The organism is Caulobacter sp. RHG1 (assembly GCF_013181195.1).
GTDB lineage: Bacteria > Pseudomonadota > Alphaproteobacteria > Caulobacterales > Caulobacteraceae > Caulobacter.
This window is the reverse complement of the sequence record NZ_SMZP01000001.1, coordinates 641,355-665,308: the sequence shown is the minus strand read 5'-3', so window position 1 is coordinate 665,308 and position 23,954 is coordinate 641,355. Positions and strand designations below refer to the sequence as shown.

Sequence of the window (23,954 nt, the reverse complement as noted above, 5' to 3'; positions counted from 1 at the left end):
CATGCCCTGGTGTGCCTGAGGCTTCTTAATGCGGGATTAACCCTGTTTCTTCACCATGATCGCCATGGGTCCGGACGATCTTCCCCTTTTCGGCATGCTCAAGAGCCGCCTCGGTTATCTGACCGAACGGCAGAAGCTTGTCTCCCAGAACGTGGCCAATGCGGACACGCCTGGCTACCGTCCGGCGGACCTCAAGGCCTACAGCTTCCAGGCCTCGCTGATGAACCAGTCCTCGGGCGCGCCCTATCGTGGCGGCGCAGCGGCCCCGACCGGCGGCGTTCGCATGATGGAGACCTCGGCCTCGCACATGGCGCCGTCCAAGGCGCCCAGCGCCTGGCGCTCGTCGGCCGGCGTCGACTCCGAGGTCACCCTCGACGGCAATGCGGTGTCGCTCGAAGACCAGATGCTGAAGATGACCGACGCGCGGATGAACTACGACGCGGCGATCACCTTCTACCAGAAATCCATGAACATGCTGCGCACCGCCGCGCGCAAGCCCGGCGGCTAAGGAGCTAGGCGATGCCCGAGATCAAATCCAACGCGCTCGCGACCATGGCGGTGGCCTCGTCGGCCCTGCGCGCCCAGCAGGGCCGCATGCGCGTCATCGCGGAAAACATCGCCAACGCCAACTCGACGGCGCGCACCGCCGGCGGCGACCCCTATCGCCGTCAGGTTCCGGTGTTCAAGCCGACCAGAGTGTCGGGCGCCGAGGGCGTGCAGATGCTGCGCGTCGATCCCGACCGCGCCGACTTCAAGACCGAATACGACCCGGGCAACCCGGCCGCCGACGCCAAGGGCTACGTCAAGCTGCCCAACGTCAACACGCTGGTCGAGGCGCTGGACATGAAGGACGCCCAGCGCGCCTACGAAGCCAACCTCAACGTGATCGAGACGGCCCGCGCCATGGAAGCGCGCACCCTCGACATCATCAAGAAGTAGGGGACTAGGCGATGATCACCGCACTGGCGGCCGCCAAGGCCTATGCCTCGCAAGGCGCGATGGGGGTCGGCTCGATCGGCTCGCTCAGCGGCTCGGACAAGAAGGGCGTCGACTTCGGCGACATGCTGAAGTCGGCCATGGAGGGTGCGGCCAAGACCTCGAAGGTCGCCGAGAGCAAGATCGCCGCCCAGGTCGCCGGCAAGGCCGAACTGGTCGACGTCGTCACCGCCATCAGCTCGGCCGAGGCCAGCCTGGAAACGGTGATGGCTGTCCGCGACCAGGTGATCTCGGCCTATCAGGAAATCATGCGGATGCCGATCTGACGGCTGTTTCGCTTCTCCCTTGTAGCGACCAAAGAAAATGGGCCGCGTCCGAAGAGGACGCGGCCCAAGTTGCTTCAGGGGAGGGGATTACGCTTACGCCTACTCAACAAACGGGTGGCTCTGGCGTCGGGGCCTAGAAGTTGAGAAACGTCTTGGCGACCGTGAACAGACCGCCCCACACGACCGCGTTCAGCACGGCGGCCACCAGCACCGCAAAACCCAGCGGCCATTGACGCACGGGGCGACGAACTGGACGGGGATCGAACGGGCGGGCTTGCGTGATGACGGACATGAGGCGCTCCTTGAACCTGCCCTCATGGTCGAGATTGACTCGGCCTTTGCGAACCTGACGACCTGTCGCGCGCCGCCTTGTCGCACCTGGGCGTTGAGTCAACGCTTGGGTTGGCGAACGGTTGATTCTCTCGCCCTTCCGGAGTTCCGATGAGCGCCATCATCCTCGACCAGGTCAGCAAGTCCTACGACGGCCGGATCGTGCTGCGGGAGACCTCGCTCGAGATCGCCAAGGGGCGGTTCGTGGCCCTGGTCGGCGGCTCGGGGGCGGGCAAGACCACGCTGCTGAAGCTGATGAACGGACTGTCGACCCCAAGCTCCGGGCGGGTGCTGATCGAGGGCGCGGACATTGCGCAGAGGCCAGGGGCGCAACTGCGGCGGGGCATCGGCTACGTGTTTCAGGAGATCGGCCTCTTCCCGCACATGACCGTCGCCCAGAACATTGGGATCACGCCGACGCTGCTGGGCTGGCCGCCGGCCGAGATCGCCGCGCGGGTCGACGCGCTTCTGGATCTGGTGGCCTTGCCGCGCGAGGTGGCCGGCCGGGCGCCGTCGCAGCTGTCGGGCGGCCAGCGCCAGCGGGTCGGCGTGGCGAGGGCCCTGGCGGCGCGGCCCTCGATCCTCCTGATGGACGAACCCTTCGGGGCGCTGGACCCGGTGACCCGCGTCGCCCTGGCCGACGATGTCCGGGCGCTGCACGATCAGCTGGGCCTGACCACGGTGATGGTCACCCACGACGTCGGCGAGGCCTTGCTGCTGGCCGATGAGGTGGTGGTCATGGCGGACGGCTGGGCGCTGGCCCATGCGTCGCCGCGAGAGCTGCTGGCGGGGCACCCGGACCCCGTCGTCGCCGATCTGATCGCTGCGCCCAAGGCCCAGGCCGAACGTCTCGCGGAGCTGGCCCGTGGCTGATCGTCTGAACGCCGCCCTCGCGGTCCTGCCCGAGCGCCTGGGCTGGCACGTCGCGCTTTCGGCTTCGGCCTTGGCGCTGGGCCTGGCTGTCGCCCTGCCGCTGGGGATCGCCGCCGCGCGCAACCCGCGCCTGAAATGGATTGCTCTGGGCGCGGCCGGTCTCGTCCAAACGATCCCGAGCCTGGCCTTGCTGGCCCTGTTCTATCCGCTGCTGTTGCTGCTCTCGGGCCTTGCCGTGAAGGCCTTCGGCCACGGCTTCCCCGCCCTGGCTTCCTGCCGTCGCTGCTGGCCCTGACGCTCTACTCGATGCTGCCGATCCTGCGGAACGCGGCGGCGGGCGTGTCCGGTGTCGACCCGGCCGTGGTCGAGGCCGCGCGGGGCGTGGGCATGACCGACCGCCAGCGGCTGTGGCGGGTGGAGCTGCCCCTGGCCGCGCCGGTGATCATGGCCGGCGTGCGCACGGCCGCGGTCTGGACGATTGGCGCCGCGACCCTCTCCACGCCCGTCGGCCAGACCTCGCTGGGCGACCACATCTTTTCAGGGTTACAGACCGAGGACTGGGTGGCGGTGCTGGTCGGCTGCGCGGCCTCTGCGGGTCTGGCTTTGGTCGTCGACGGCCTGCTGGCTCTGATCGAGACCGGTGTGGCCCGAGGCAGGCGTCGGCGCCTGTGGAGCGGTGGCGCGGGCCTGCTGATCGGTCTCCTGGCGGCGCTGGCGCCCCTGGCCGGCCGGGCGCTGTCGCAGGGCCAGGCGGCCTATGTGATCGGCGCCAAGAACTTCTCCGAACAGTACATCCTGGCTGAGCTGATGGCTGGGCGACTGGAGGCCGAAGGGGCGAGCGTGCAGCGCCGCGTCAATCTCGGCTCGGTCATCGCCTACCGCGCCTTGGCCAGCGGCGAGATCGACGCCTATGTCGACTATTCCGGCACCCTGTGGGCCAACATCCTGAACCGCCAGGACAATCCTGGCCGCCAGGCGGTGCTGGAGGGGTTGCGCACCGAACTGAAGGCCCGGGACGGCGTGGTGCTGCTGAACGCCCTGGGCTTCGAGAACGCCTACGCCCTGGCCATGCGCCGCGAGCGCGCCGAGCAACTGGGGATCAAGACCCTGGCCGACCTGGCGGCGAAGGCTCCGCAACTGACCATGGGCGGCGACCTGGAGTTCTTCTCGCGGCCCGAGTGGAAAAGCGTCGAGAGCGCCTACGGCCTGAAGTTCAAGACCAAGCGCCAGTTCCAGCCGACCTTCATGTATCGGGCGCTGGCGGGCCGCGAGGCGGACGTGATCTCGGCCTTTTCCTCGGACGGCCGGATCGCCGCCGACGATCTGGTGCTGCTGGCCGACCCCAAGGGCGCGCTGCCGCCCTATGACGCGGTGATCCTGGTCTCGCCGAAGCGGGCGGACGATCGCCGCTTGCTCGACGCTCTGGGCCCGCTGGGCGGGAGTATCGGCGTGCAGGCAATGCAGGCCGCCAACTATGCCGTCGACCGCGATACAGACAAGAAAAGTCCGACCGAAGCCGCCAGGATGCTGCGTCGATAACACCGCCTAGCGCGGTTTGGGCTTGGCTGTCGCGGTTCAAAAATGGAAACTATAAATTTCTATCATTTCCATTTCTAACGCATTTGATCCCGGTCAAGTTCTTCACATCACAGCAAGCGCGGCGGCCAAAGCGGTTCGCCCAAAGGCCAAGAAGGACATCCGATCATGACCCCGCAAGCCAAGGCCGCTCCCGGCGCCCGCCTCCTGACCCCGACCGACCACACCCTGGTCATGATCGACTTCCAGTCGCAGATGGCCTTCGCCACCAAGTCGATCGACGCCAGCCTGCTGCGCACCAATGCGGCCCTGGTCGCCAACGCCGCCGCCGGTTTCGGCGTCTCGACCATCCTGACGACCGTCGCCGAGAAGAGCTTCTCGGGCCCGATGTTCTCGGAAATCACCGACGCTTTCCCGGGCCAGCCGCTGCTGGACCGCACCTCGATGAACACCTGGGAAGACGAGGCGGTGATCGCTCAGGTCAACGCCCTGGGCAAGCCGCGCATCGTGCTGGCTGGTCTGTGGACCTCGGTCTGCATCGTCGGTCCGGCGCTGTCGGCCATCGACCAGGGCTTCGAGGTCTTCGTGATCACCGACGCCTGCGGTGACATCTCGGACGAGGCGCACGAGCGCGCCGTGACCCGGATGATCCAGGCCGGCGCCCAGCCGATCACTTCGCTGCAATACCTGCTGGAGATGCAGCGCGACTGGGCCCGCGGCGAGACCTACGAGATGACGACCGGTGTGGCCAAGAAGTTCGGCGGCGCCTACGGCCTGGGCATCACCTACGCCAAGACCATGTTCGGCGCGTCCGAAGGCTGAGCCTTCGCCTGACGATCGCTTTCCGGGGCGGGACCTTTCGTCGGTTCCGCCCCGGCTCTCCAGCCCGGAAGACGCCATGAAACCCTATCTGCTCTCGCTGGGGGCCGGCCTGTTGGCGGGCGTCCTCTATTCGCTGCTCAACGTCCGCTCGCCCGCCCCGCCGGCCATCGCGCTACTGGGCCTTCTGGGCATGCTGCTAGGCGAGCAGATGCTCCCGGTCGCCAAGCATCTGGTGGCCAAAACGCCAGTCGAAACCTCCAGCCCCAAGGATCCCGCATGACCCCGCTCAGCCGTCGTCGCGCCCTCGCGCTGGGAGCCTCGCTCCTGCCCAGTTCCGCCTTCGCCGCCCCTTGGAAGCCAGACATGCCCGCTCCGACCGACCTGCTGCTGATCAACGGCAAATTCACCACCCTGGACCGCAGCAATCCGCGCGCCGACGCCGCCCTGATCCGTGACGGCCGCTTCGCCGCGGTCGGCGAGGAGGGCGAGGTCCGCGCCGCCGCCGGTCCGAACCCGACGATCATCGATCTTGCCGGCCGCCGGGTGATCCCGGGCCTGATCGACAGCCACATGCACATCATCCGCGGCGGGCTGAACTACAATATGGAGCTGCGCTGGGACGGGGTGCCGACCCTCGCCGACGCCATGGCCATGCTGAAGAAGCAGGCCCAGAACACGCCGCCGCCGCAGTGGGTGCGCGTCGTGGGCGGCTTCACCGAGCACCAGTTCGTCGAGAAGCGCCTGCCGACCCTGGACGAGATCAACGCCGCCGCGCCCGAGACGCCGGTGTTTATCCTCCACCTCTATGACCGCGCTCTGCTCAACCGCGCCGCCCTGCGCGCCGTCGGCTATACCAAGGACACGCCCAATCCGCCCGGCGGCGAGATCCAGCGCGACGCGTCCGGCGAGCCCACCGGCCTGCTGCTGGCCCAGCCGAACGCGACGATCCTCTACGCCACCCTGGCCAAGGGGCCTAAGTTGCCGGAAGAGTACCAGCTGAACTCCACGCGCCACTTCATGCGCGAGATGAACCGCCTGGGCGTGACCGGCGTGATCGACGCCGGCGGCGGCTTCCAGAACTATCCCGACGACTATGCGATCATCGAGAAGCTGCATGCCGACGACCAGCTGACCCTGCGCATCAGCTACAACCTGTTCACCCAGAAGCCGAAGGCCGAGCTGTCGGACTTCCAGAGTTGGTCCAAGCAGGTCAAGCCGGGTCAGGGCGACGACAAGTACCGCCACAACGGCGCGGGCGAGATGCTGGTCTATAGCGCGGCCGACTTCGAAGACTTCCGGGTCGAGCGTCCCGAAATGCCGGCCAATATGGAGAGCGACCTGGAGCCGGTGATCCGTCACCTGGTCGAGAACCGCTGGCCCTGGCGGCTGCACGCCACCTATGACGAGACCATCACGCGGGCGCTGGACGTCTACGAGAAGGTCAATCGCGACATGCCGTTCGAGGGACTGCACTGGTTCTTCGACCACGCCGAGACGATCAGCGATCGCAACATCGACCGCATCGCGGCCCTGGGCGGCGGTATCGCTGTGCAGCACCGCATGGCGTTCCAGGGCGAGTACTTCATGGAGCGCTACGGGGCCAAGGCCGCCGAGGCCACGCCGCCGATCAACAAGATGCTGAAGGCCGGGATCCCCGTCGGCGCGGGCACCGACGCCACCCGCGTGGCCAGCTACAATCCGTGGGTTTCGCTGAACTGGCTGGTGACCGGCAAGACCGTGGGCGGCACGCGCCTCTATCCGCCAGCCAACCGGCTGGACCGCGAGGAAGCTCTGCGCCTGTGGACCACGGCCAATACCTGGTTCTCCAATGAGGAGGGCAAGAAGGGTCAGATCGCCGTCGGCCAACTGGCCGACCTGGCGGTGCTGTCGGACGACTACATGACCGTGTCCGAGGATCAGATCCCGCACCTGTCGGCGGTGCTGACCATTCTGGGCGGCAAGGTGGTGCATGGCGAGGGTGGCTATTCCAAGCTTGCCCCCAATCTGCCGCCCGCCATGCCCGACTGGTCGCCGGTCCGGACCTTCGGCGGCTATCAGAACCGGTCGAAGAAGACCGCCATGGCGCTGGCCAGCGCATGCGGCTGCGCCAGCAGCTGCAACGTTCACGGCCACGACCACGCCTCGGCCTATGAGCGAGAGGCTCCGACCAGCGATGCGCGCTCCTTCTGGGGCGCCATGGGCTGCGGCTGCTGGGCGGTTTGATCATGAGCAGCCCCAAACCCATCGCGGCGCTGCTGCGCCAGCCGGCCTTTGGCGTCTTCGCCCGCGCGGTCCTGACCTTGCCCTACTGGGCCAGCGGGATCGCCAAGCTGACCGACCTGCCCGACGCCCTGGCCGAGGCCGGCCACTTCGGTCTCAAGCTCGCCGGTTTCGTCGTGGCCGCCACCATCCTGGTCCAGTTGGGCGGTTCGCTGCTGCTGATCCTGGGCCGGCTGAGCTGGCTGGCGGCCGGCGCCCTGGCGACCTTCACCGCCCTGGCCACCGTGATCGCCCACCCGTTCTGGACGGTCGAGGATCCCATGGCGCGCTTCCACGCCACCAACACCTTCCTGGAGCACATCGGCCTGATCGGCGGCTTCATGCTGGCCGCCGCGCTGGTCGAGCGGGAGCGCGCAGGGCGATGAGCGCCGCGGCCGCTCTCATGGCCCTGGGTCTGGCCGGCGCGGGCGCTGTTGCCCCGCCGCCGGCCTTCAAGCCGGTGCGCTCGGACGAGGACTACGGCTATCTGCGCAACGTCGCCGATCGCACGGGTCTGGATCCGCTGCGCTACATCCCGTTGGGCGGGCAGGCCTATCTGAGCCTCGGCGGCGAGGCGCGCCTGCGCGTGGATGCGATCGACGCGCCGCACTTCGGCGTCGACGGCGAGCAGCCCGACACCTTCGCCCTGGGCCGACTGCTGCTCAGCGCTGACGTGCATCTGGCGCCGGCGCTGCGGATCTATGGCGAGGTGGGCTTGCATCGGGATATCGGCAAGCGTGATCCAGCCACGCCGCTGGACCGCAACGGCGTCGACGCCCAGGTGCTGTTCGTCGACGTCGCGCCCGCCGCCGGCTGGCGCGTGCGCCTGGGCCGTCAGGAGCTGCAACTGAACCCGACACAGCGCTTCATCGCCGTGCGGGAGTCGCCTAACATCCGCCAGAGCTTCGACGGGGTGCGGGTCACCCATAACCGCGGCGCGATGAAGCTGGACGCCTTCTACCTGCAACCTGTCACGGTCTCGCCCGGCGCCTTCAACGACACGCGCAACCGCCGGCAGCGCTTCTACGGCCTTTATGCTTCGACCAGGCTGTCGCCGCGCCAGACGCTGGACGTCTACGCCCTGGGCTTCGACCGCGATCGTGTGCGGTTCGGGACGGTGACCGGCGATGAGCGCCGCACCAGCTTTGGCGCGCGCTTGGCCGGGACCGCCGGGGCCTTCGACTACGACACCGAGGGTGTGGTGCAGGGCGGGCGCTTCGCCGGCCGGAAGATCCGCGCCTGGTCGGCTTCGGCGGCCGGCGGCTATACGCTGGACCAGCCGTGGAAACCGCGCCTGGGCCTGCGTCTGGACCTGGGTTCGGGCGACACCGACCCAACCGACGACCGGCTGGAAACCTTCAACCCGCTGTTCCCAAAAGGCGGCTATTTCAACGAGACCACGCTGATGAGCTGGGGCAACCTGGTGTCGCTGCGTCCCAGCCTGGGCGTGACGCCGACGAAGGGCGTCAGCCTGGAGGCCAGCTACACCCTGCATCGCCGGATGAGCGGGGCCGACGCCATCTACATCCAGCCCCTGGCCACCCTGGCGCCTGCCGGGTCGGACCCTTCCAAGGACGTCGGCGGCGCAAGCCAGCTGGACGGAACCTGGCAGGTCAATCGCAACCTGAAGCTCCAGGCTCAGCTGGTCCACCAGGAGGCCGGGCCCGCTGTCCGTGCGCTGGGCGGCAAGCCGGTCGATCTGGCGGTGCTGTTCGCCCAGTTCCGGTTCTGACCGGACGTCAGGGCTGGGCGCGGCGCGGCGTCAGATAGACCCGCGCGCCTTCCGGACGGGCCTGCATGTCCAGCAGCGCAGCGATCATGGTCAGCGACTCCGTCGGCCGATCCAGCTTGAAGCGACCGGTGACTTTCAGCTCGCCAAGAGCGGGGTCGTGCAGAGCCACGTGCTGAGTGGTGTAGCGGTTCAGGCGGGCGACCACGTACTTCAGCGGCAGGCCGTCGGCGTCCAGCCAGTCCGAGCGCCAGGCCGCGTAACTGTCGGCGTCCAGGCGGCCGCCGACTGGGGCCTGGTTGGAGGCCAGCATCAGCCATTGGCCTTTGCCCAGGCGTTGTTCGGACCCGTTGCGAGAGACCCGGACGACGCCTTCGAACACGCGCACTTGCACCGCGTCGCTGACCCGCTCGACCTCGAAGGTCGTGCCGACGGCGGTGACCTGGGTGTCGCCGGCCTGGACGCGGAACGGACGCTTGGCGTCCTTGGTCACGTCGAACACGGCGTCGCCCTTGGTCAAGGCGATGTCGCGGCCGTCGCGGCCGTAGCGAACCGAGACGCCGCTGTCGGCGGCCAGGGTGACGACGGACTTGTCGCTGAGCTGGTGCTCGGCGCGCTGGCCCACGGTCGTGGCCAGTTCGAGCGGCTTCTCGGCCAGATAGGGACGGACCAGGACGACGGCCGACAGTCCGGCAACCAGGGCTACGCCGGCGGCGATCAGGCTCAGGCGGAACGAGCGCTTGGCGGCCGGCGCGGCGCGCACGCGCTCGGCGGCGTCCAGCAGGGCGGTGTCGCGCTGGGTGTCACGCATCAGGGCGAAGGCGGTCGCATGGCGCGGCTTGGCGGCCAGCCAGGCTTCCAGTTCGGCGCGCTGGGTCTCGGTCAGGTCGGGCAGGCGGTCGGCCCAGTCGGCGGCGATCTCGAGTTCTTCGTCTGACGGCAGTCGCCAGTTGTCGTTAGCGCGCATCGCGGCCGTTCCCTTCCCGCGCAGCGTTGACCGCCGCGTCCTGCATCGCGCCGGCCAGTTCGGCCATGGCCCGCACGAGGTGTTTCTTGACGGCCTCGACGTTGATCCGGAGATCGTCGGCGATGGCCTGGCGTGATTGGCCGTCCAGATGACGACGCATGAAGATGTCGCGGCGCAGCGGCGACAGCCGCTGCAGCGCAGCCTCGAACACGGCGGCGCGCTGCTTGTGCTCCAAGACGGCGTCGGGAAGAGGCAGGTCGCAGCCGAAGTCCTCGTCGCCGATCGGCTCCTCGCGCTTGTCGCGGCGCGCCTGGGCGTAGATCAGCGAGTCCGCCACGCGATAGGCATAGGCCAGAGGCTGGGTGATCTCCTGCTTCTGGGCCTGGCGCATGACGGTGAGAAAGGTCTCCTGCAGGATGTCCTCGGCCCGGCCGGGATCCTTGGAGCGTCGCACGATATAGGCCGCCAGCTTGCGCTCATGGGGCCGCAGCACCGCGATCACGTCGGTCATGGCGCTTCCGGTCGGCATGGTCGTGCGCGCGTCCATGGACCGTAGAGACGCAGGTCGGCTGAACGGGGACAGCGACAGCAGCTTTTTTCGCAGGGCGTCAGAACTCATAGGTCACGCCCAGGGTGAAGGTGCGGCCGCTGACGGTGCGGGCCAGCAGTCGCTTGGCCGTCCGGTCGGAGTACTGGGTGATCGGGGCGTCCGTCAGATTGACGCCCTCGACCACGATCTTAAGACCGGCGGCGGTGTTGTAGTGGGCGGCGAAGTCGATGTTGTTGCTGGCCTTGTAGCCCGCGCCGATCGCGCCATTGCCGCCCGCGCCGTCCAGATAGCCCGACCGGTAGGCCGAAGACACCCGAGCGCCCCAGCGCGGCGTCTCGTAGTAGAGCGTGGCGTTTGAGGTCCAGCGCGACAGCTGGAAGAGGTCCATCGCCACCGCGCGGTTCTCGATCAGCACGTTCGAGCGGCCGGCGGCATGGGTGAGATTGCCGACGAAGCCCAGCTTGTCGAATGGGGCGGGCAGGAAGGTGAAGTCGCGCTGCAGGGCCAGCTCCACGCCCTTGATCGCCGCGCCGTCGCCGTTCACCGGCCGCACGAAGTTGTAGATGGTGTTGGGGCCATTGCCCGGCGACAGGAAGGCCAGGGGATAACCCGTGGACCCGTAGGGCACGGCGCTGGTGGCGGTGGTGATGAAGGAGTCCATCCGCTTGTAGAATAGGCTGACGGCGAAGTAGCCGGTGCGGCCCTGATAGACCTCGATCGCCCCTTCGACCGCGTCAGCCAGGAACGGGCGCAGGTTGGGATTGCCCGAGGACACCGTACCGCCGAACGGGGCGGAGTTGACGTTGCCGGCCGCCCGCAGGTCCGACAGGCTGGGCCGACTGATGTTGCGGTTGGCCGAGACCCGGGCCACGACCGACGGCGACAGGTCCATGGCCAGGTTCACGGCCGGCAGCACGCCGTCATAGGAACTGCGGATCACGGCCGGCTCCAGGCGCGTCCCGGTGTTGACCATGCCCGCCGAGGTCAGGTCGGTGGCGTACCAGCGCAGGCCCAGGTCGCCGCGCCAGGACCGTCCTGCAGCGACGCCGGCCATGCGCGCCAGGACGTAGGCCGACCAGGTCTTCTCGTTGATCGAATAGTGCGAGCCAGGCTGGTCGTCGGCGGCGGACAGGTCGCGGGGCAGGCCCAGACGGGCGAAGGCACCGTCGATGTCGGCGACGGCGTAGGGGATCAGCGAGGTCTCGAAGACCGGGATCTTGGGGATCTCAGGACCGCCGGTCGGATAGTCGGTGCGGGCGCGGCGGGTGTAGCCGTCGTTGCGGAACGCCTTGTATTGCGCGCCGCCCAGCACCGAGAGCGTCGGCGCGAGCTTGTAGTCCAGGTCGAGGCGGCCGGTGGAGAAGGCGTTGACCACCCGGTCCTCGCGGACGTCGGCGCGCATCAGGCTCCAGACGGCCGGGTCGGTGGGATCGAAGCCATAGGTGCTGCGGGCGTCCCTGTCGGCGCCGCGCAGATCGTAGGCGAAGGCCTTGTCGCGGGTCTGCAGGAAGATCTTGTCGAAGATCGGCCCTTCGAAATCGGACTTCGAATAGCCTGCCATGCCGCGTACGCGCAGGCGGTCGGTCGCCTGGATCTCGCCGTTCAGCGCGCCCTGCAGGAAGACCGTCGTGTCCTCCGACCGCTTGTGCTCGCTGCGCAGATCGACCCCGCCGGCATAGTCGGCATAGACGAGGCCGCCGTTCCGGATCTCCGCGGCACGCAGGCGCTGGGCGCCGCGGACGTCGCCGGTCAGCGGATTGTCGCCGGCCGCGGCCAGGGAGAACTCCGCGCGGTCGTTGGAGAGGCGGCCGTACAGCAGGTCCGCCCCCAGCTTCAGACGGGCGCCGGGCTCGTACTGCAGGGCCAGGGTTACGCCCAGCCGGGTGCGGTGGTCGAACCAGCTGGAATAGGTGGCGGCCATCGGGGCGACGACGCGGTTGTCGCCCGTGGCGTTGATCAGTCGATCTGCGACATCGCGCGCCACGCCCGGGCCGATATTGGCCGCGCCGAACGTGACCGGCGACCAGCCCCAGTTGCGATAGCCGTACTCGTTGGCGTCGTTCTCGCTGTAGGCCACCGAGACCAGCGCGCCCAGGTCGCCCCAGCGTTTCGAGGCCAGAGCGGCGAAGCGGGGGCTGACCGCGTCGGTGGCGCTGTTGGTCAACGCCTTGGCCGAGAAGGCCAGCTTGTCGCCCGCATAGTCGAACGGCTTGGCGGTGCGCAGCTCGACCGTGCCACCTATGCCGCCCTCGTCCTGGTCGGCGGCGTAGGACTTCCAGACCGTGACCCGGTTGAAGAGCTCGCTGGCGAAGATCGAATAGTCGAAGGCCCGCGTGCGGGTGACCGAGCCGCGATTGTCCATGCCCGAGGCGGTCGAGGCCGAGACCTCCATGCCGTTCAGCTGGGCGCGGGTGAAGTCGGGCCCCAGGCCGCGCAGGGCGATCTGCCGTCCTTCGCCGGTGTCGCGCGAGATGGTCATGCCCGGCACGCGCTGCAGGGACTCCGCCAGGTTCAGGTCCGGGAAGGCGGCGATGTCCTCGGAAAGGATCACTTCCTGGGCGCCGTTGGCCTGACGTTTCAGGTCGCGGGCGCGCAGCAGGCTTTCGCGAAACCCGGTGACGATCACCGTCCCGACCTGGGTCGGCGCCTCGAGCGGCGGGGCGGGGCGGAGAACCGGAGGCGGCGGCGAGGGGATGGGGGAGGCTTCGCGCAGAACGTACCCGCCGCCCGCCGCCACCGCGTGTAATTTCTGACCGGCGATCAGTCGGTTCAGCGCCTCGGTGGGCGTCAGCACGCCACGTACGCCGCGGCTGGTGCGATGGCGGATGTCGGCCAGGGTCATGACCGAGATGTCGGCCTGACGGGAGAAGGTGTTGAGGACCTGAGAGAGCTCGCCGCCCGCGATGGCGAAGCGGCGGGGCGTTTCGGCGCAGGCGGGTGCGGCCGCGATCGTCGCCACGCCCGCGGCGAGGCTCACAATCGCGCCGGATCGCGCCGGCCAGGCGCGCCGTGCCGCCATCAGGATCCCCAAGCGGTCGCCAGACAAGCTTCCGGCGCCTCGTGGCGAACCCCTACAAACGCCGCATGTCACTAATTTGAAGGCCGCAAAAAGAAGGCCGCCATCCGGGGAGGACGGCGGCCGTAAGTTCAGGGGATATCAGGGGAAATTAGAACTCGTAGGTCACGCCCAGCGTGAAGGTCCGGCCGCTCTTGGTGTAGGCCAGGATCCGGTCGGCGACGATGTCGGTGTACTGATCGATCGCCTGGTTGGTCAGGTTGATGCCCTCGAACACCACCTTCAGCCCGCCCGGTGCGTTCCAGTGGGCGGCGAAGTCGATGTTGTTGGTGCTGTGATAGCCCGAGCCGATGTTGCCGTTGCCGCCAGCGCCGTCCAGATAGCCGTCACGATAGGCCGACGAGATGCGCGCGCCCCAGTTGGAGGTCTCGTAGTAGAGCGTGGCGTTCGAGGTCCACTTCGACAGCTGCATCAGGTCCAGCGACACCGAAGCGCCATCGATGATCACGTTAGACTTGCCGGCGGCGTAGGTGACGTTGCCGACGAAGCCGAACTTGTCGAACGGCGCGGGCAGGAAGTCGAAATCGCGCTGCACGGCCAGCTCGACGCCCTTGATCGTGGCGCCGTCGCCGTTCACCGGGCGGTTGAAGCTGTAGATCGTCGAGGCGTCCTGGCCCGGGCCCTGGAACTGGGTCGGATAGCCGGTCTGGCCGTAAGGCACCCGCGAGGTCTCGGCGGTGATGAAGCTGTCCATGTTCTTGTAGAAGGCGCTCAGAGCGATGTAGCCGCTCTTGCCCTGGTAGAATTCCAGCGAGCCCTCGACGGAGTCGGCCAGGAACGGCTCCAGGTTCGGATTGCCGGCCGAGATGTTACCGCCGAACGGGGTGAAGCTGACGCTGCCGGCCGCGCGCAGGTCGGCCAGGCTGGGCCGGCTGATGTTGCGGTTGGCGCTGAAGCGGGCGACCACGCTGTCGCTGACGTCCACGGCCAGGTTGAAGGCCGGCAGGAAGCCGTCGTAGCTGCTCTTGATCACCACCGGCAGCAGCACCGCGCCTTGCGTCGCCGTGCCGGCCGAGGTCAGGTCGGTGGAGTAGTAGCGCACACCGAGGTTGGCGCGGACCGGATAGGAGAAGGCGGTGGTGTTCAGGTCGTACTGCACGAACGCCGAGGTGGTCTTTTCCTCCAGCTGGTAGTTCGAGCCCGGCTGGTCGTTGGCGGTGGTCAGGTCGCGCAGCTGTCCGGTGTTGGCGTAGGTGCCGTCGACGTCGGCGACGATGTAGGGGATCACCGAGTCGCGATCGACGACGTACTTCACCGCCTGCGGCACGACCGGGCGGTTGTACCAGTCGACGCGCAGGAAGCGCTGGAAGCCGTCATTGGCGAAGTTCTTGTATTCGACGCCGGCCTTCAGCACCGAACCGCCGCCGAAGTCGTAGAGACCGTCGAGCTTGGCGGTCTTGTACTCGCTGCTGATGTAGTCCTCGCGGGTGTCGGCCCGCATCAGGCCCCACTGGTTCGGATCGGTCAGGTCGAAGTTGTAGGTGTTGCGGCCCATCCGGCTGTTGCGGAAGTCGTAGCTGATCGACTTGTTGGTCGATTGCAGGAACACCTTGTCGAAGATCGGTTCTTTGAATTCCGACTTCGAATAGCCGATCAGGGTCTTGATCTTGAAGGCGTCGGTGACCTGGTAGCCGCCGTTGAACACCGCCTGGGTGAAGGTGGTCTTGTCGTGCGAGAACTTGTGCTCGCTGCGCATGTCCACGCCGCTGACGTCGGCGGCCACCAGGCTGTCGCCCTGGATCACCACCGAGTTCAGGCGCTGGGTGCCCGTGATGTTGCCGGTCAGGGCGTTGACGCCGGCCGAGGTCATCTGGAACTCGTCACGGTCGTTGGACAGGGTCCCGTACATCAGGTCCAGGTCCATCGTCAGGCGCTCGCCCGGGTGGTACTGGAAGGCCGCCGTCAGGCCCAGGCGCTCACGCTTGTTGAACCAGGTCGAATAGGTCTGGGCCTGCGAGGCGCGGACGCGGTTGTTGCCGGTGGCGTTGATCAGGCGATCGCGATCGGCGGCCGACACGCCCGGGCCGATATTGGCCGCGTTGGCGTTGATCAGCGTCCAGTTCCAGTTGCGGTAGCCGTACTCGTTGATGTCGTTCTGGCTGTAGGCCACCGAGAACAGCGCGCCGAAGTCGCCCCAGCGGTTCGAGATCAGACCCACCGCGCGCGGCGTGACCTTGTCGGTGTTGGCGTTGCGCAGGCCCTTGACCGAGGCCACGGCCTTGAAGCCGGCATAGTCGAACGGCTTGGCGGTGGAGAGGCCGACCGTGCCGCCGATGCCGCCTTCGTCCTGCTCGGCGGCGTAGGACTTCTCGACCACCACGCGGTTGAACAGCTCCGAGGCGAAGATCGAATAGTCGAAGCTGCGCGAGCGGCTGACCGAGCCGCGGTTGTCGAAGCCCGACGAGGTGTTGGTCAGCACCTCCATGCCGTTCAGCTGGGTGCGCGTGAAGTCGGGGCCAAGGCCGCGCAGGGCGATCTGACGGCCTTCGCCGGCGTCGCGCGAGATGGTCACGCCCGAGATGCGCTGCAGGGATTCCGCCAGGTTCAGGTCGGGGAAGGCGGCGATGTCGTCGGCGACGATGACGTCCTGGCTGCCGACCGCGCGGCGCTTGATGTCGCGGGCCTGCAGCAGGCTCTCGCGGAAGCCGGTGACGACGATGGCTTCGATCTCGTCAGCTGCGGGCTCGACGGCCGGCGCGGGAGCATCGGCCGCGTGCGCCTGGGCTGCGCCCAGCAGCGCGACGGACAGCGCCGTCGTGGTCAGAAGGTCGAACTTGATGGCTTTTTTCATGGCCCCGATCCCTTGCGGTGTAGCGACGGGGCAGGGAGGTTTCCCCACCGGCCGTCACGCGGGGGAGGGCTGCGAACGGCCGCCGGGGACAGGTTTGGGGGCGGGTTTTATGTGAAGTGTTTGCGACGATCGGCGACGTTGATCCGTCGTCGGACGAGGTCCTGGCGGGCTAGAGGCGCACGAACGGGGCCAGCAGGCGCCCCAGCATGCCCGGCAGCCTGATCTGTCCGTCCAGCGCGGCGACGCACAGACAAGGCTCCTTCGAGACCACCCTGGGCTGGTGGGTCACGTTAGGGTCGGCGTCCTCGAAGTCGCCGCGTGCGAACACGCCGTCATGGGTCTCGTAGGCGCCGTCGATGACGCAGGTCAGCTCGACGCCCTGGTGCGTGTGGAGAGGCGTGGACTGGCCCGAGGCGATCTTCAGCAGGATGACCCGGCAGTCGCCGACCTTGGTCCCCAGGACGTCGCGAACCTGCACGCCCGGTCCCAGCCAGCGCCACGGACCCAAGGCGAAGCGATCCAGCGGCGCGGGCAGGGCGGCGTCCGCCGTCGGCGGTCGAGCAGCGGCCTGCGGCGCCGCCGGGGCGTCGAGGCGGCTGAGGAGGTCGTCGCGAACGCCGGCGTCGATCGGGCTGGGCGCCTGATCTTCCAGCACGGCCCCGCCGACGGCCGTCGCCAGCTCGGTCCACGCCCGGGTCTCGGGGCGCAGACTCAGGTGGGTGGCGACCACGATCGCTTCGGGGAAGCTCAGCGTGCCGGCGGTGTAGGCGAGGAGCTGCTCCTCGCTGGGCTGTCTGCGAAGGCTCATGCCGCGCCTCCCTTGTCCCTTTCGATGAATACGCGAAGCTTCATCATGCCAAACCGGATGCGGGCCTTGATCGTACCCAGCGGCACGCCCAGGGCCTGCGAGATCTCGGTGTGGGTCTGTTCCTGAAAAAAGGCCATCTCGATGGCCTGTGCCTGATCGGCGTTGAGCGACCGCATCGCGGCCCGGACCTGGGCGGCGTCCTGCACGCCGCTGAGGATCGCGTCGGGCTGAGCGGGATCCTCGGCGCCGAGATTGAGGTCCAGATCGTAGAGCGACGGCGAGCCGCGTCGCAGGCTGTCGATCCGCAGGTTGCGCGCGATGGTGAAGATCCAGGCGGCCGCCGAGGCGCGGGCCGGGTCGAAGAGGTGGGCCTTTCGCCAGACCGCCAGCATCGTCTCCTGGGCCAGTTCCTCGGCCGCCGAAGGGCTGGCGCCGCCGCGGATCAGCAGCGCCTTCACGCGCGGCGCATAGTGGTCGAACAGCGCCACGAAGGCCGTGCGGTCGCGATCCGCCGCAACCTGGGTCACGAGATGGTCGAGCGCGCGCGACGGGGTCACGGCGTGACGGTCTCCGGATCGAACAGACAGGGCGCGAGTCGCATGCATGACCAGGATACGCCCTGGACTTGATAACGGATCACTGGGTTCCACGCGTTTTTTTCGCCGAGCGTGAAAACGTCCTCCATCCGATCGTTTCGTTCGTCCGTAGCAGACATGAACCCGCCGCTGGCGGTCATGCGTTTCGGAGCCGCGATGTCACTTTCTCAGGCCGACCCTTTCTCCGCGCCGCTGAAGATTGCGGTGATCGGCTCCGGCGTGGCGGCGCTATCCTGCGCCTGGCTGCTTTCGGGCCGTCACCGGGTTACGGTCTACGAGAAGGCCCAGCGTCTGGGCGGCCATTCGCATACGGTCGAGGCCGATGGTCGCGCGGTCGACACCGGGTTCATCTGCTTCAACGACGTCACCTATCCCAATCTCAAGGCGCTGTTCGAGCGCCTGGCCGTGCCGACCCAGGCGACGGACATGTCGTTCGCCGTGTCGCTGGAGGAGGGCGGGTTCGAATATGCCGCGCCCGGCCTGTTCGCCCAGCGCCGCAACGCCTTGCGGCCCCGGTTCTGGTCGATGCTGGGCGAGGTGCTGCGCTTCTACCGGCAGGCGCCGGCCGACCTGGCGGGGGCCGTCGATCCTGGCCTGACGCTTGGCGACTACCTGCGTCGCGAGGGCTTCAGCGACGCCTTCCGCGACGATCACCTGCTGCCGATGGCGGCGGCGATCTGGTCGTCGCCGGCCAGCACCCTGCTGGACTATCCCGCCGAGGCCTTCATCCGGTTCTGCGACAATCACGGCCTCCTCAAACTGGTGGGGCGGCCGATCTGGCGCACGGTGGTCGGCGGCAGCCGCGTCTATGTCGAGCGTATGGCCAGCGTCATCGAGGACATCCGCCTGGGCCGCGGCGTGGCCGCCGTGCGCCGGACGCCGGACGGCGTCTTGGTGCGAGACGAGGACGGTCATGAGGAGCGCTTCGACCATGTGGTGATCGGCAGCCATGCCGATCAGGCCCTGGCGATGCTGGCCGAGCCGACCGCCCTTGAGCGCGAGCTGCTGGGCGCATTCGGCTACAGCCGCAATCAGGCCGTGCTGCACACCGACGCCACCCTGATGCCCCGCCGGCGGCGGGCCTGGGCCAGCTGGAACTATATCGGCTCCGACCAGGGACTGTGCGTCACCTACTGGATGAACAAGCTGCAGGGCCTGGAGGGCTCGGACCTGTTCGTCACCCTCAATCCGCCGCGACCGCCTGCGGCTGGCAGCGTGTTGCGCGAGGACACCTACGAGCACCCGATCTTCAACCCGGCCGCCATCCAGGCGCAGAAGCGGCTGTGGAGCCTGCAGGGTGAAGGCGGGGTGTGGTTCTGCGGCGCCCATTTCGGCGCGGGCTTCCATGAGGACGGCCTGCAGTCGGGCCTGGCGGTCGCCGAGCAGCTTGGGGGCGTGCGTCGGCCTTGGTCGGTCGCCAACGAAAGCGGCCGGATCTTCGTCACGCCTGCCTCGCCGGCAAAGCTGGAGCGCGCCGCATGACCCAGGCGTCGGCCCTCTATCGAGGCGCTGTCGCCCACCGGCGCTTTCGGCCGAAAGCCCATCGCCTGCGCTATCGGGTGTTCTGGCTACTGCTGGACCTGGCAGAGCTGGACGGTCTGGGCCGCAGGCTGACGCTGTTCTCGCGCAATCGCTTCAACCTGCTGTCCTTCCACGATCGTGACCATGGAGATGGTTCGCAGACGCCGCTGCGCGTCCAGATCGAGGCCCGGCTCCAAGCCGTCGGCGTCGATCTGCAAGGCGGCGCGATTCGCCTGCTGACCATGCCCAGGATGCTGGGTTTCGTCTTCAATCCGATCAGCCTCTACTACTGTCACCGCCCCGACGGGACGCTGGCGGGGATGGTCTATGAGGTGACCAGTACTTTCGGTCTGCGCCATTTCTACGTCGCGCCGATCCAGCCGAAGGACCAGGCCGTCGGCGTCATTCGTCAGGAAGCGGACAAGGCCCTCTACGTGTCGCCGTTCATGGGCATGAACATGCGTTACGCCTTCCGCGGGCGGGCGCCGGACGCTGGGCTGGGTCTCACCATCGAAGGTCGCGATGCGGAGGGCGTGCTGATCACCGCGACCCTTGCCGGCCGACGACGCGACCTCAGCGATCGCCAGCTGCTGGCCGCCGCCGTTCAATTTCCGTTGCTGACGCTGAAGGTCGTCGCCGCGATTCATTGGGAAGCGTTGAAGCTGTGGCTCAAGGGCGTGCCCCTGACCCGCCAGCCGGCCGCTAGCCTCCAGACCCTGAAGGTCCGCAAGACATGAGCGATATTTCCGTCGAGATGCGCGCCGATGACGCGCCGGCCGCTCCGGCGGTGTTCGGTCTGGTGATGCGGCTGTTGGCGGCCAACTGGACCTGGGGCGAGCTGACCATCATCGCGCCGAATGGCGCGCGCCGTCGTCTGGTCGGCCAACAGCCCGGCCGGGCCGCCAGCCTGACCGTCCGCGACTTCCGCTTCGCCGGCCGGGTGCTCGCCAATGGCGACATCGGCTTTGCCGAGGGTTTCATGGCCGGCGAATGGGATACGCCCGACCTGGCGGCGCTGCTGGAGACCCTGGTCCAGAATTACGACCATATCCGTCGGCTGTTCGATGGCGGTCCGCTGATGAAGGCGGCCAACTGGGCGTTCCACCGTCTGCGGCCCAACAGCAAAGCCGGCGCGCGGCGCAACATCCACGCCCACTACGACCTGGGCAACGCGTTCTACGAGGCGTGGCTGGACGGCTCGATGACCTATTCGTCGGCGCGGTTCGAACATCCGGGCCAGTCGCTGGAGGCCGCCCAGAACGCCAAGTACGCCGCCCTCGCCCGCCTGATGGACCTGCGCGCGGGATATTCGGTGGTCGAGATCGGCTGCGGCTGGGGCGGTTTCGCCCAGTTCGCCGCCGGTGAGGTGGGCGCGACCGTCACCGGGGTGACCATCTCGCGCGAGCAGCACGACTACGCCCGCCGACGGGTGTTCGAGGCGGGGCTGGCCGAACGGGTCGACATCCGCCTGTGCGACTATCGCGACCTGGAGGGCCAGTTCGACCGACTGGCCTCGATCGAGATGTTCGAGGCGGTGGGGCGCGCCTATTGGGGCGTCTATTTCGACAAGGTGCGGGACCTGTTGAAGCCGGGTGGCCGCGCCGGCTTGCAGGTGATCACCATCCAGGAGGCGCTCTTCGAGGAGTACGAGGCGCGCACCGACTTCATCCAGCGCTACGTCTTCCCGGGCGGCAGTCTGCCGTCCGAAGCGCGGCTGGCCCCGTTGATCGCCGCGCGCGGCTTGGCCTGGTCGGACACCGAGCGCTTCGGCGGCGACTATGCCGACACCCTGGCCTGCTGGGCGCGCAGTTTCGAAGCGACTTTCGCGGGCATCACCCAGCGCTTGCCGGGGTTCGACGCCCGCTTCGACCGGCTGTGGCGGTTCTACCTGGCCTATTGCGAGGCTGGCTTCCGCTCGGGGCGGACCGACGTCATCCAGATGGCGCTCGACAAGCCCGGCTGATCTATTTCACCGCGCGCAGGGCTGCGTAGCCGGCGCAGGCCGCCGCGGTGGTCAGCAGCGTGCCCCAGGCGATGTCCACCACTGTCAGGGTCGTGGACCAGGACCTCAATGTCGCCTGGTTGGTCAGGTCGTAGGTGGCGTAGGCGCAGAAGCCGAACACGGCGGCGTTGAACACCAGCCGTCGCCAGCTGTCCTCGCGCGCGGCCGGCAGGATGGCCAGCAGCAGGATGCCAAGGAGGTAGATCAGATAGAACGCCACCGCGGGAGGCAGCGACGGCTTGTCGGCGATCAGGGCGCCCAGTCGCGGCTTGTAGAGCTTGGGAACCATGGTCGTCAGCCAGGTGGCGTCCATGACCAGGAACACCAGGCCGGAGGCTAGGTAGGCGAACACGGGGCCTTTCATCGGGCGGTCTCCTGCGCGGGTCTCGGGCGTGACGGGTCACTGCGATACGCGGCAAGGACGACGCCGGACGTATGGGCCGAACGCGCAGGGCGGCCTTTTAGCGCCCCGTCCATTTCGGCGGCCGCTTCTGGGCGAAGGCCAGGGGGCCCTCGCGCGCATCGGCCGAGCGGAAGAGGGCGCGCACCGCCGGATAGGCTGCCTGGCCCCGGTAGGCGTCGGCCAGGGTCGGCTCGTCCAGGCCCTTCTGGATCGTCTGCTTCGAGGCGCGGATCGACATCGGGCTGTTGGCCAGGATCTCGTCGGCCCAGCGGCGGGCGACGGTCATCACCTCGCTCGGCGCGGCGACCTCGTTGACGAAGCCCAAGCTCTCGCCTTCGCGCGCGGTGACCCGGCGGCCGGTCAGGATCATGCCCATGGCGCGCTTCAGGCCGATCAGGCGCGGCAGGCGGTGCAGCCCGCCGGCCAAAGCGGCCAGGCCGACCTTGGGCTCGGGCAGGGCGAAGACGGCTTCCTCCGAGGCCACGATCAGGTCGCAGGCCAGGGCGATCTCGAAGCCGCCGCCCATGGCCAGACCGTTGACCGCTGCGATTACCGGCTTGTCCAGGTCGAAGCGGGCGGTGAGGCCGGCGAAGCCGGTGACCGGCGGATCGATCGGCTGGCCTTTCGCCATCGCTTGCGCCGTGAACTTCAGGTCGTTGCCGGCCGAGAACGCCTTGTCGCCGGCCCCGGTGATGATCGCCACCCACTGCTGAGGATCGGCGGCGAAGTCGTCGAAGATCTCGGCCAGCTCGGCGTTTGCGGCGGGATGCAGGGAATTCATCACGTCGGGCCGGTCGATGGTGACGATGGTCAGCGGGCCCTCGCGCTCGACCTTGCTGAAGCGGCGCGGACGGTCGGCGAGGGCGCGGGGGGGCCCGGCCTCCCAGGTCAGCTTGCCGAACGGGTCGACGCGCGTATGGCCCTCCGAACCGATCGCCGAGCGTTCGGTCGACAGCAGCAGCGCCATCGAGGCCTCGTCGTCGGGCGCGACGCGGGCCATCAGGCGCTCGCCGGCCGGCGTGCGGCCGATGACGACCCCGTCCAGCGGCGCGCCGTCGCGGCCGAAGCGGACAGTGTAGGTCTCGATCATCGCGGGGCCGGCATGGCGCTCGACCAGGGGCGGCACGGGGCCGCGCAGGGCGTCGGCCTTGTCCTGCACCGAATAGTCCTGGGCCAGGTCATTGGCAGAGGGCTGGGTGCTGACCAGCAGGGCGTGGTGCTTGTTGACGTAGCCGCCCTGGCCATAGAGCAGGCCCAGATCGCCGGGTTGCTCGCGCAGCCGCTTCACCATCGCGACGGCGGCGTGGCCCATATAGTTGTTCAGCGGCGCGCCGAAAAAGGTCAGGCCGCCGGTCACGGTCGGCGCGATGTCGCTGTCCTCCAGCCCCAGGGTGCGCAGGGCCATCTTCGGCACCACCGGGAAGCAGCTGTAGAGCTCCAGATGCTTGAACCGCTCGGCCCCGCCGGCTTGAGCGGCGGCGGTCTCCAGCACTACCTGCTGAGCGGTGGAGTGCGTGTAGGTGTCGCGCAGCAGATAGTCCTCGGGCTCGCGCGCGGCGGCCCCGCCCCAGACGTGGACGATGCGGTCCTCAGGCACGCCGGCCTCGCGGGCCAGGGCCAGGCTGGTGACCAGGATGGCGGCGGCCTGGTTCACCTGCGGATTGGCGACCATCAGCTTCGGGTAGGGCCAGTTGATCATGCGGTTGTCGGCGCTGACCGCGCCGATCGTCGCCGCGTCCGGCGCGGTCTTGATCCAGGCGTTGGGATTGGCCGCTGCGACCTCCGCGTAGCGGGCCCACAGGGCCGAAGACTCGGCCTGGGCTTGCGCGGGCGTCTGGCCCCAGGCGTGCTGGGCGGCCATCTCGTAGAAGGGATAGACCTGGGCCGGGTCGTGCATCCCCAGATCCGTCGCCGGCGGGCTCATGGCGAAGCGGCTGGACGGGAAGCGCGCGGCGTCTTCCTTCGAAGCCATCGGCGTCCACGGCGGCATGATCTTGTCGCGCTGAGCTCGGGTCGCGCTGTGGGTCGCCTCGCCGCCGACGATCGCGGCGGCCTTCTGCTCGCCGCGGGCGATGCGGACGGCAGCCTCGTGGATAAGGCGGATCGGCGTTTCGCCGCCCATGCTGGCGTTGGTTTTGCGGGCCGGGTCGATGTTCAGCTGCGACGCCAACAGGCCGACCGGATCGGCGTAGCGCCAGGAGACCAGGCCGACGAGATCCAAGGTGTCGACCTGGGCCAGAAGGGCGGCGCCGGAATCGCTCTCGGCCTTGCGCAGGGCGGCGGCCATCAGGGCGACGGGTTCCAGGCTCTCGGCGGGGCTGGCGGGACGGTCGATCGCTTCGCCGACGCCGACGATCACGGGGATCCGATGGGGATCACGCATGGGGTCTCTCCCTTTGTCCCACGCCTCTGCGGGCGCTGGTTTCTAC

23 protein-coding genes are annotated in these 23,954 nt (G+C 68.3%); 14 read left to right on the top strand and 9 right to left on the bottom strand.

Going from position 1 to position 23,954, the window contains the following annotated elements; all coding sequences use genetic code 11:
• Positions 1–64: 64 nt before the first annotated feature.
• Genes flgB through fliE form a run of 3 tightly spaced genes read left to right on the top strand, consistent with a single transcriptional unit; the run spans position 65 to position 1,262 of the window.
• Positions 65–508: a flagellar basal body rod protein FlgB gene (gene flgB, locus E1H18_RS03030; RefSeq protein WP_172263888.1), complete on the top strand. Its 444-nt coding sequence runs from the start codon at positions 65–67 to the stop codon at positions 506–508.
• Between the two features lie 11 nt (positions 509–519).
• Positions 520–939: a flagellar basal body rod protein FlgC gene (gene flgC / locus E1H18_RS03025; protein ID WP_172263548.1), complete on the top strand. Its 420-nt coding sequence runs from the start codon at positions 520–522 to the stop codon at positions 937–939.
• Positions 940–950: 11 nt separating this feature from the next.
• Positions 951–1,262 (top strand): flagellar hook-basal body complex protein FliE, encoded by a 312-nt coding sequence (gene fliE / locus E1H18_RS03020; protein ID WP_172263546.1) that lies wholly within the window; start codon positions 951–953, stop codon positions 1,260–1,262.
• Between the two features lie 133 nt (positions 1,263–1,395).
• On the opposite strand, the gene E1H18_RS03015 is transcribed toward fliE, so the two are convergent.
• A complete protein-coding gene (locus E1H18_RS03015; RefSeq protein ID WP_172263544.1) occupies positions 1,396–1,554 on the bottom strand; it encodes a hypothetical protein in 159 nt (52 codons plus the stop codon).
• 149 nt (positions 1,555–1,703) lie between these two features.
• On the opposite strand from E1H18_RS03015, the gene E1H18_RS03010 reads away from it, so the two are divergent.
• From E1H18_RS03010 to E1H18_RS02980, 8 genes are all read left to right on the top strand, one after another.
• Positions 1,704–2,465, top strand: a complete 762-nt coding sequence (locus E1H18_RS03010) for an ABC transporter ATP-binding protein (protein WP_172263542.1) — start codon at positions 1,704–1,706, stop codon at positions 2,463–2,465.
• Positions 2,458–2,760: a hypothetical protein gene (locus E1H18_RS26610; protein ID WP_241735862.1), complete on the top strand. Its 303-nt coding sequence runs from the start codon at positions 2,458–2,460 to the stop codon at positions 2,758–2,760. Before E1H18_RS03010 ends, E1H18_RS26610 begins: the two co-directional genes overlap by 8 nt.
• A gap of 11 nt (positions 2,761–2,771) precedes the next feature.
• Entirely contained in the window at positions 2,772–4,004 is a 1,233-nt protein-coding gene (locus tag E1H18_RS03005; RefSeq protein ID WP_241735861.1) for an ABC transporter permease/substrate-binding protein, read from the top strand.
• A gap of 165 nt (positions 4,005–4,169) precedes the next feature.
• The gene (locus E1H18_RS03000; protein ID WP_172263540.1) at positions 4,170–4,823 is read left to right on the top strand and encodes a hydrolase; all 654 of its coding nucleotides are present in this window, start codon (positions 4,170–4,172) and stop codon (positions 4,821–4,823) included.
• 76 nt (positions 4,824–4,899) lie between these two features.
• Entirely contained in the window at positions 4,900–5,103 is a 204-nt protein-coding gene (locus E1H18_RS02995) for a DUF1427 family protein (protein WP_172263538.1), read from the top strand.
• 83 nt (positions 5,104–5,186) lie between these two features.
• The gene (locus tag E1H18_RS02990) at positions 5,187–7,046 is read left to right on the top strand and encodes an amidohydrolase (RefSeq protein WP_206679017.1); all 1,860 of its coding nucleotides are present in this window, start codon (positions 5,187–5,189) and stop codon (positions 7,044–7,046) included.
• A 2-nt stretch (positions 7,047–7,048) separates the two neighbouring features.
• Entirely contained in the window at positions 7,049–7,468 is a 420-nt protein-coding gene (locus E1H18_RS02985; protein ID WP_172263534.1) for a DoxX family protein, read from the top strand.
• Positions 7,465–8,814 (top strand): alginate export family protein, encoded by a 1,350-nt coding sequence (locus E1H18_RS02980; RefSeq protein ID WP_172263532.1) that lies wholly within the window; start codon positions 7,465–7,467, stop codon positions 8,812–8,814. Before E1H18_RS02985 ends, E1H18_RS02980 begins: the two co-directional genes overlap by 4 nt.
• Before the next feature lie 7 nt (positions 8,815–8,821).
• Here the strand turns inward: E1H18_RS02980 and E1H18_RS02975 are convergent, their stop codons facing one another.
• The 6 genes from E1H18_RS02975 to E1H18_RS02950 form a co-directional block, all read right to left on the bottom strand.
• Complete coding sequence (locus E1H18_RS02975) at positions 8,822–9,778, bottom strand: FecR domain-containing protein (protein ID WP_172263530.1); 957 nt, start codon at positions 9,776–9,778, stop codon at positions 8,822–8,824.
• Positions 9,768–10,289, bottom strand: a complete 522-nt coding sequence (locus tag E1H18_RS02970; protein WP_241735860.1) for an RNA polymerase sigma factor — start codon at positions 10,287–10,289, stop codon at positions 9,768–9,770. The genes E1H18_RS02975 and E1H18_RS02970 overlap by 11 nt, the downstream gene beginning before the upstream one ends.
• Before the next feature lie 97 nt (positions 10,290–10,386).
• Positions 10,387–13,305 carry a TonB-dependent receptor gene (locus tag E1H18_RS02965; protein WP_370526402.1) on the bottom strand — a complete coding sequence of 973 codons (2,919 nt, stop codon included), beginning with the start codon at positions 13,303–13,305 and terminating at the stop codon, positions 10,387–10,389.
• Positions 13,306–13,495: 190 nt separating this feature from the next.
• Positions 13,496–16,195: a TonB-dependent receptor gene (locus E1H18_RS02960; RefSeq protein WP_172263526.1), complete on the bottom strand. Its 2,700-nt coding sequence runs from the start codon at positions 16,193–16,195 to the stop codon at positions 13,496–13,498.
• 169 nt (positions 16,196–16,364) lie between these two features.
• Positions 16,365–17,003 (bottom strand): ChrR family anti-sigma-E factor, encoded by a 639-nt coding sequence (locus E1H18_RS02955; protein WP_172263524.1) that lies wholly within the window; start codon positions 17,001–17,003, stop codon positions 16,365–16,367.
• Positions 17,000–17,560, bottom strand: coding sequence for a sigma-70 family RNA polymerase sigma factor (locus tag E1H18_RS02950; RefSeq protein WP_370526401.1), 561 nt, complete (start codon positions 17,558–17,560; stop codon positions 17,000–17,002). Before E1H18_RS02950 ends, E1H18_RS02955 begins: the two co-directional genes overlap by 4 nt.
• 195 nt (positions 17,561–17,755) lie before the next feature.
• Here E1H18_RS02950 and E1H18_RS02945 point away from each other — a divergent pair, with 195 nt between their 5' ends.
• Genes E1H18_RS02945 through E1H18_RS02935 form a run of 3 tightly spaced genes read left to right on the top strand, consistent with a single transcriptional unit; the run spans position 17,756 to position 21,083 of the window.
• Entirely contained in the window at positions 17,756–19,081 is a 1,326-nt protein-coding gene (locus E1H18_RS02945; RefSeq protein WP_172263520.1) for an NAD(P)/FAD-dependent oxidoreductase, read from the top strand.
• Positions 19,078–19,857, top strand: coding sequence for a DUF1365 domain-containing protein (locus E1H18_RS02940; RefSeq protein ID WP_172263518.1), 780 nt, complete (start codon positions 19,078–19,080; stop codon positions 19,855–19,857). The genes E1H18_RS02945 and E1H18_RS02940 overlap by 4 nt, the downstream gene beginning before the upstream one ends.
• Positions 19,854–21,083, top strand: a complete 1,230-nt coding sequence (locus E1H18_RS02935) for a cyclopropane-fatty-acyl-phospholipid synthase family protein (RefSeq protein ID WP_172263516.1) — start codon at positions 19,854–19,856, stop codon at positions 21,081–21,083. The genes E1H18_RS02940 and E1H18_RS02935 overlap by 4 nt, the downstream gene beginning before the upstream one ends.
• Before the next feature lies 1 nt (position 21,084).
• On the opposite strand, the gene E1H18_RS02930 is transcribed toward E1H18_RS02935, so the two are convergent.
• Positions 21,085–21,486: a DUF2177 family protein gene (locus tag E1H18_RS02930; protein WP_172263514.1), complete on the bottom strand. Its 402-nt coding sequence runs from the start codon at positions 21,484–21,486 to the stop codon at positions 21,085–21,087.
• 97 nt (positions 21,487–21,583) lie between these two features.
• Complete coding sequence (locus E1H18_RS02925) at positions 21,584–23,908, bottom strand: enoyl-CoA hydratase-related protein (protein ID WP_172263512.1); 2,325 nt, start codon at positions 23,906–23,908, stop codon at positions 21,584–21,586.
• Positions 23,909–23,954 lie beyond the last annotated feature (46 nt).

Excerpts from the sequence above, each read along its gene's own strand:
- flgB (WP_172263888.1), top strand. The coding sequence starts at position 65 with ATGGGTCCGGACGATCTTCCCCTTTTCGGCATGCTCAAGAGCCGCCTC.
- flgC (WP_172263548.1), top strand. The coding sequence starts at position 520 with ATGCCCGAGATCAAATCCAACGCGCTCGCGACCATGGCGGTGGCCTCG.
- fliE (WP_172263546.1), top strand. The coding sequence starts at position 951 with ATGATCACCGCACTGGCGGCCGCCAAGGCCTATGCCTCGCAAGGCGCG.
- E1H18_RS03015 (WP_172263544.1), bottom strand. The coding sequence starts at position 1,554 with ATGTCCGTCATCACGCAAGCCCGCCCGTTCGATCCCCGTCCAGTTCGT.
- E1H18_RS03010 (WP_172263542.1), top strand. The coding sequence starts at position 1,704 with ATGAGCGCCATCATCCTCGACCAGGTCAGCAAGTCCTACGACGGCCGG.
- E1H18_RS03005 (WP_241735861.1), top strand. The coding sequence starts at position 2,772 with ATGCTGCCGATCCTGCGGAACGCGGCGGCGGGCGTGTCCGGTGTCGAC.
- E1H18_RS03000 (WP_172263540.1), top strand. The coding sequence starts at position 4,170 with ATGACCCCGCAAGCCAAGGCCGCTCCCGGCGCCCGCCTCCTGACCCCG.
- E1H18_RS02995 (WP_172263538.1), top strand. The coding sequence starts at position 4,900 with ATGAAACCCTATCTGCTCTCGCTGGGGGCCGGCCTGTTGGCGGGCGTC.
- E1H18_RS02990 (WP_206679017.1), top strand. The coding sequence starts at position 5,187 with ATGCCCGCTCCGACCGACCTGCTGCTGATCAACGGCAAATTCACCACC.
- E1H18_RS02985 (WP_172263534.1), top strand. The coding sequence starts at position 7,049 with ATGAGCAGCCCCAAACCCATCGCGGCGCTGCTGCGCCAGCCGGCCTTT.
- E1H18_RS02980 (WP_172263532.1), top strand. The coding sequence starts at position 7,465 with ATGAGCGCCGCGGCCGCTCTCATGGCCCTGGGTCTGGCCGGCGCGGGC.
- E1H18_RS02975 (WP_172263530.1), bottom strand. The coding sequence starts at position 9,778 with ATGCGCGCTAACGACAACTGGCGACTGCCGTCAGACGAAGAACTCGAG.
- E1H18_RS02970 (WP_241735860.1), bottom strand. The coding sequence starts at position 10,289 with ATGACCGACGTGATCGCGGTGCTGCGGCCCCATGAGCGCAAGCTGGCG.
- E1H18_RS02960 (WP_172263526.1), bottom strand. The coding sequence starts at position 16,195 with ATGAAAAAAGCCATCAAGTTCGACCTTCTGACCACGACGGCGCTGTCC.
- E1H18_RS02955 (WP_172263524.1), bottom strand. The coding sequence starts at position 17,003 with ATGAGCCTTCGCAGACAGCCCAGCGAGGAGCAGCTCCTCGCCTACACC.
- E1H18_RS02945 (WP_172263520.1), top strand. The coding sequence starts at position 17,756 with ATGTCACTTTCTCAGGCCGACCCTTTCTCCGCGCCGCTGAAGATTGCG.
- E1H18_RS02940 (WP_172263518.1), top strand. The coding sequence starts at position 19,078 with ATGACCCAGGCGTCGGCCCTCTATCGAGGCGCTGTCGCCCACCGGCGC.
- E1H18_RS02935 (WP_172263516.1), top strand. The coding sequence starts at position 19,854 with ATGAGCGATATTTCCGTCGAGATGCGCGCCGATGACGCGCCGGCCGCT.
- E1H18_RS02930 (WP_172263514.1), bottom strand. The coding sequence starts at position 21,486 with ATGAAAGGCCCCGTGTTCGCCTACCTAGCCTCCGGCCTGGTGTTCCTG.
- E1H18_RS02925 (WP_172263512.1), bottom strand. The coding sequence starts at position 23,908 with ATGCGTGATCCCCATCGGATCCCCGTGATCGTCGGCGTCGGCGAAGCG.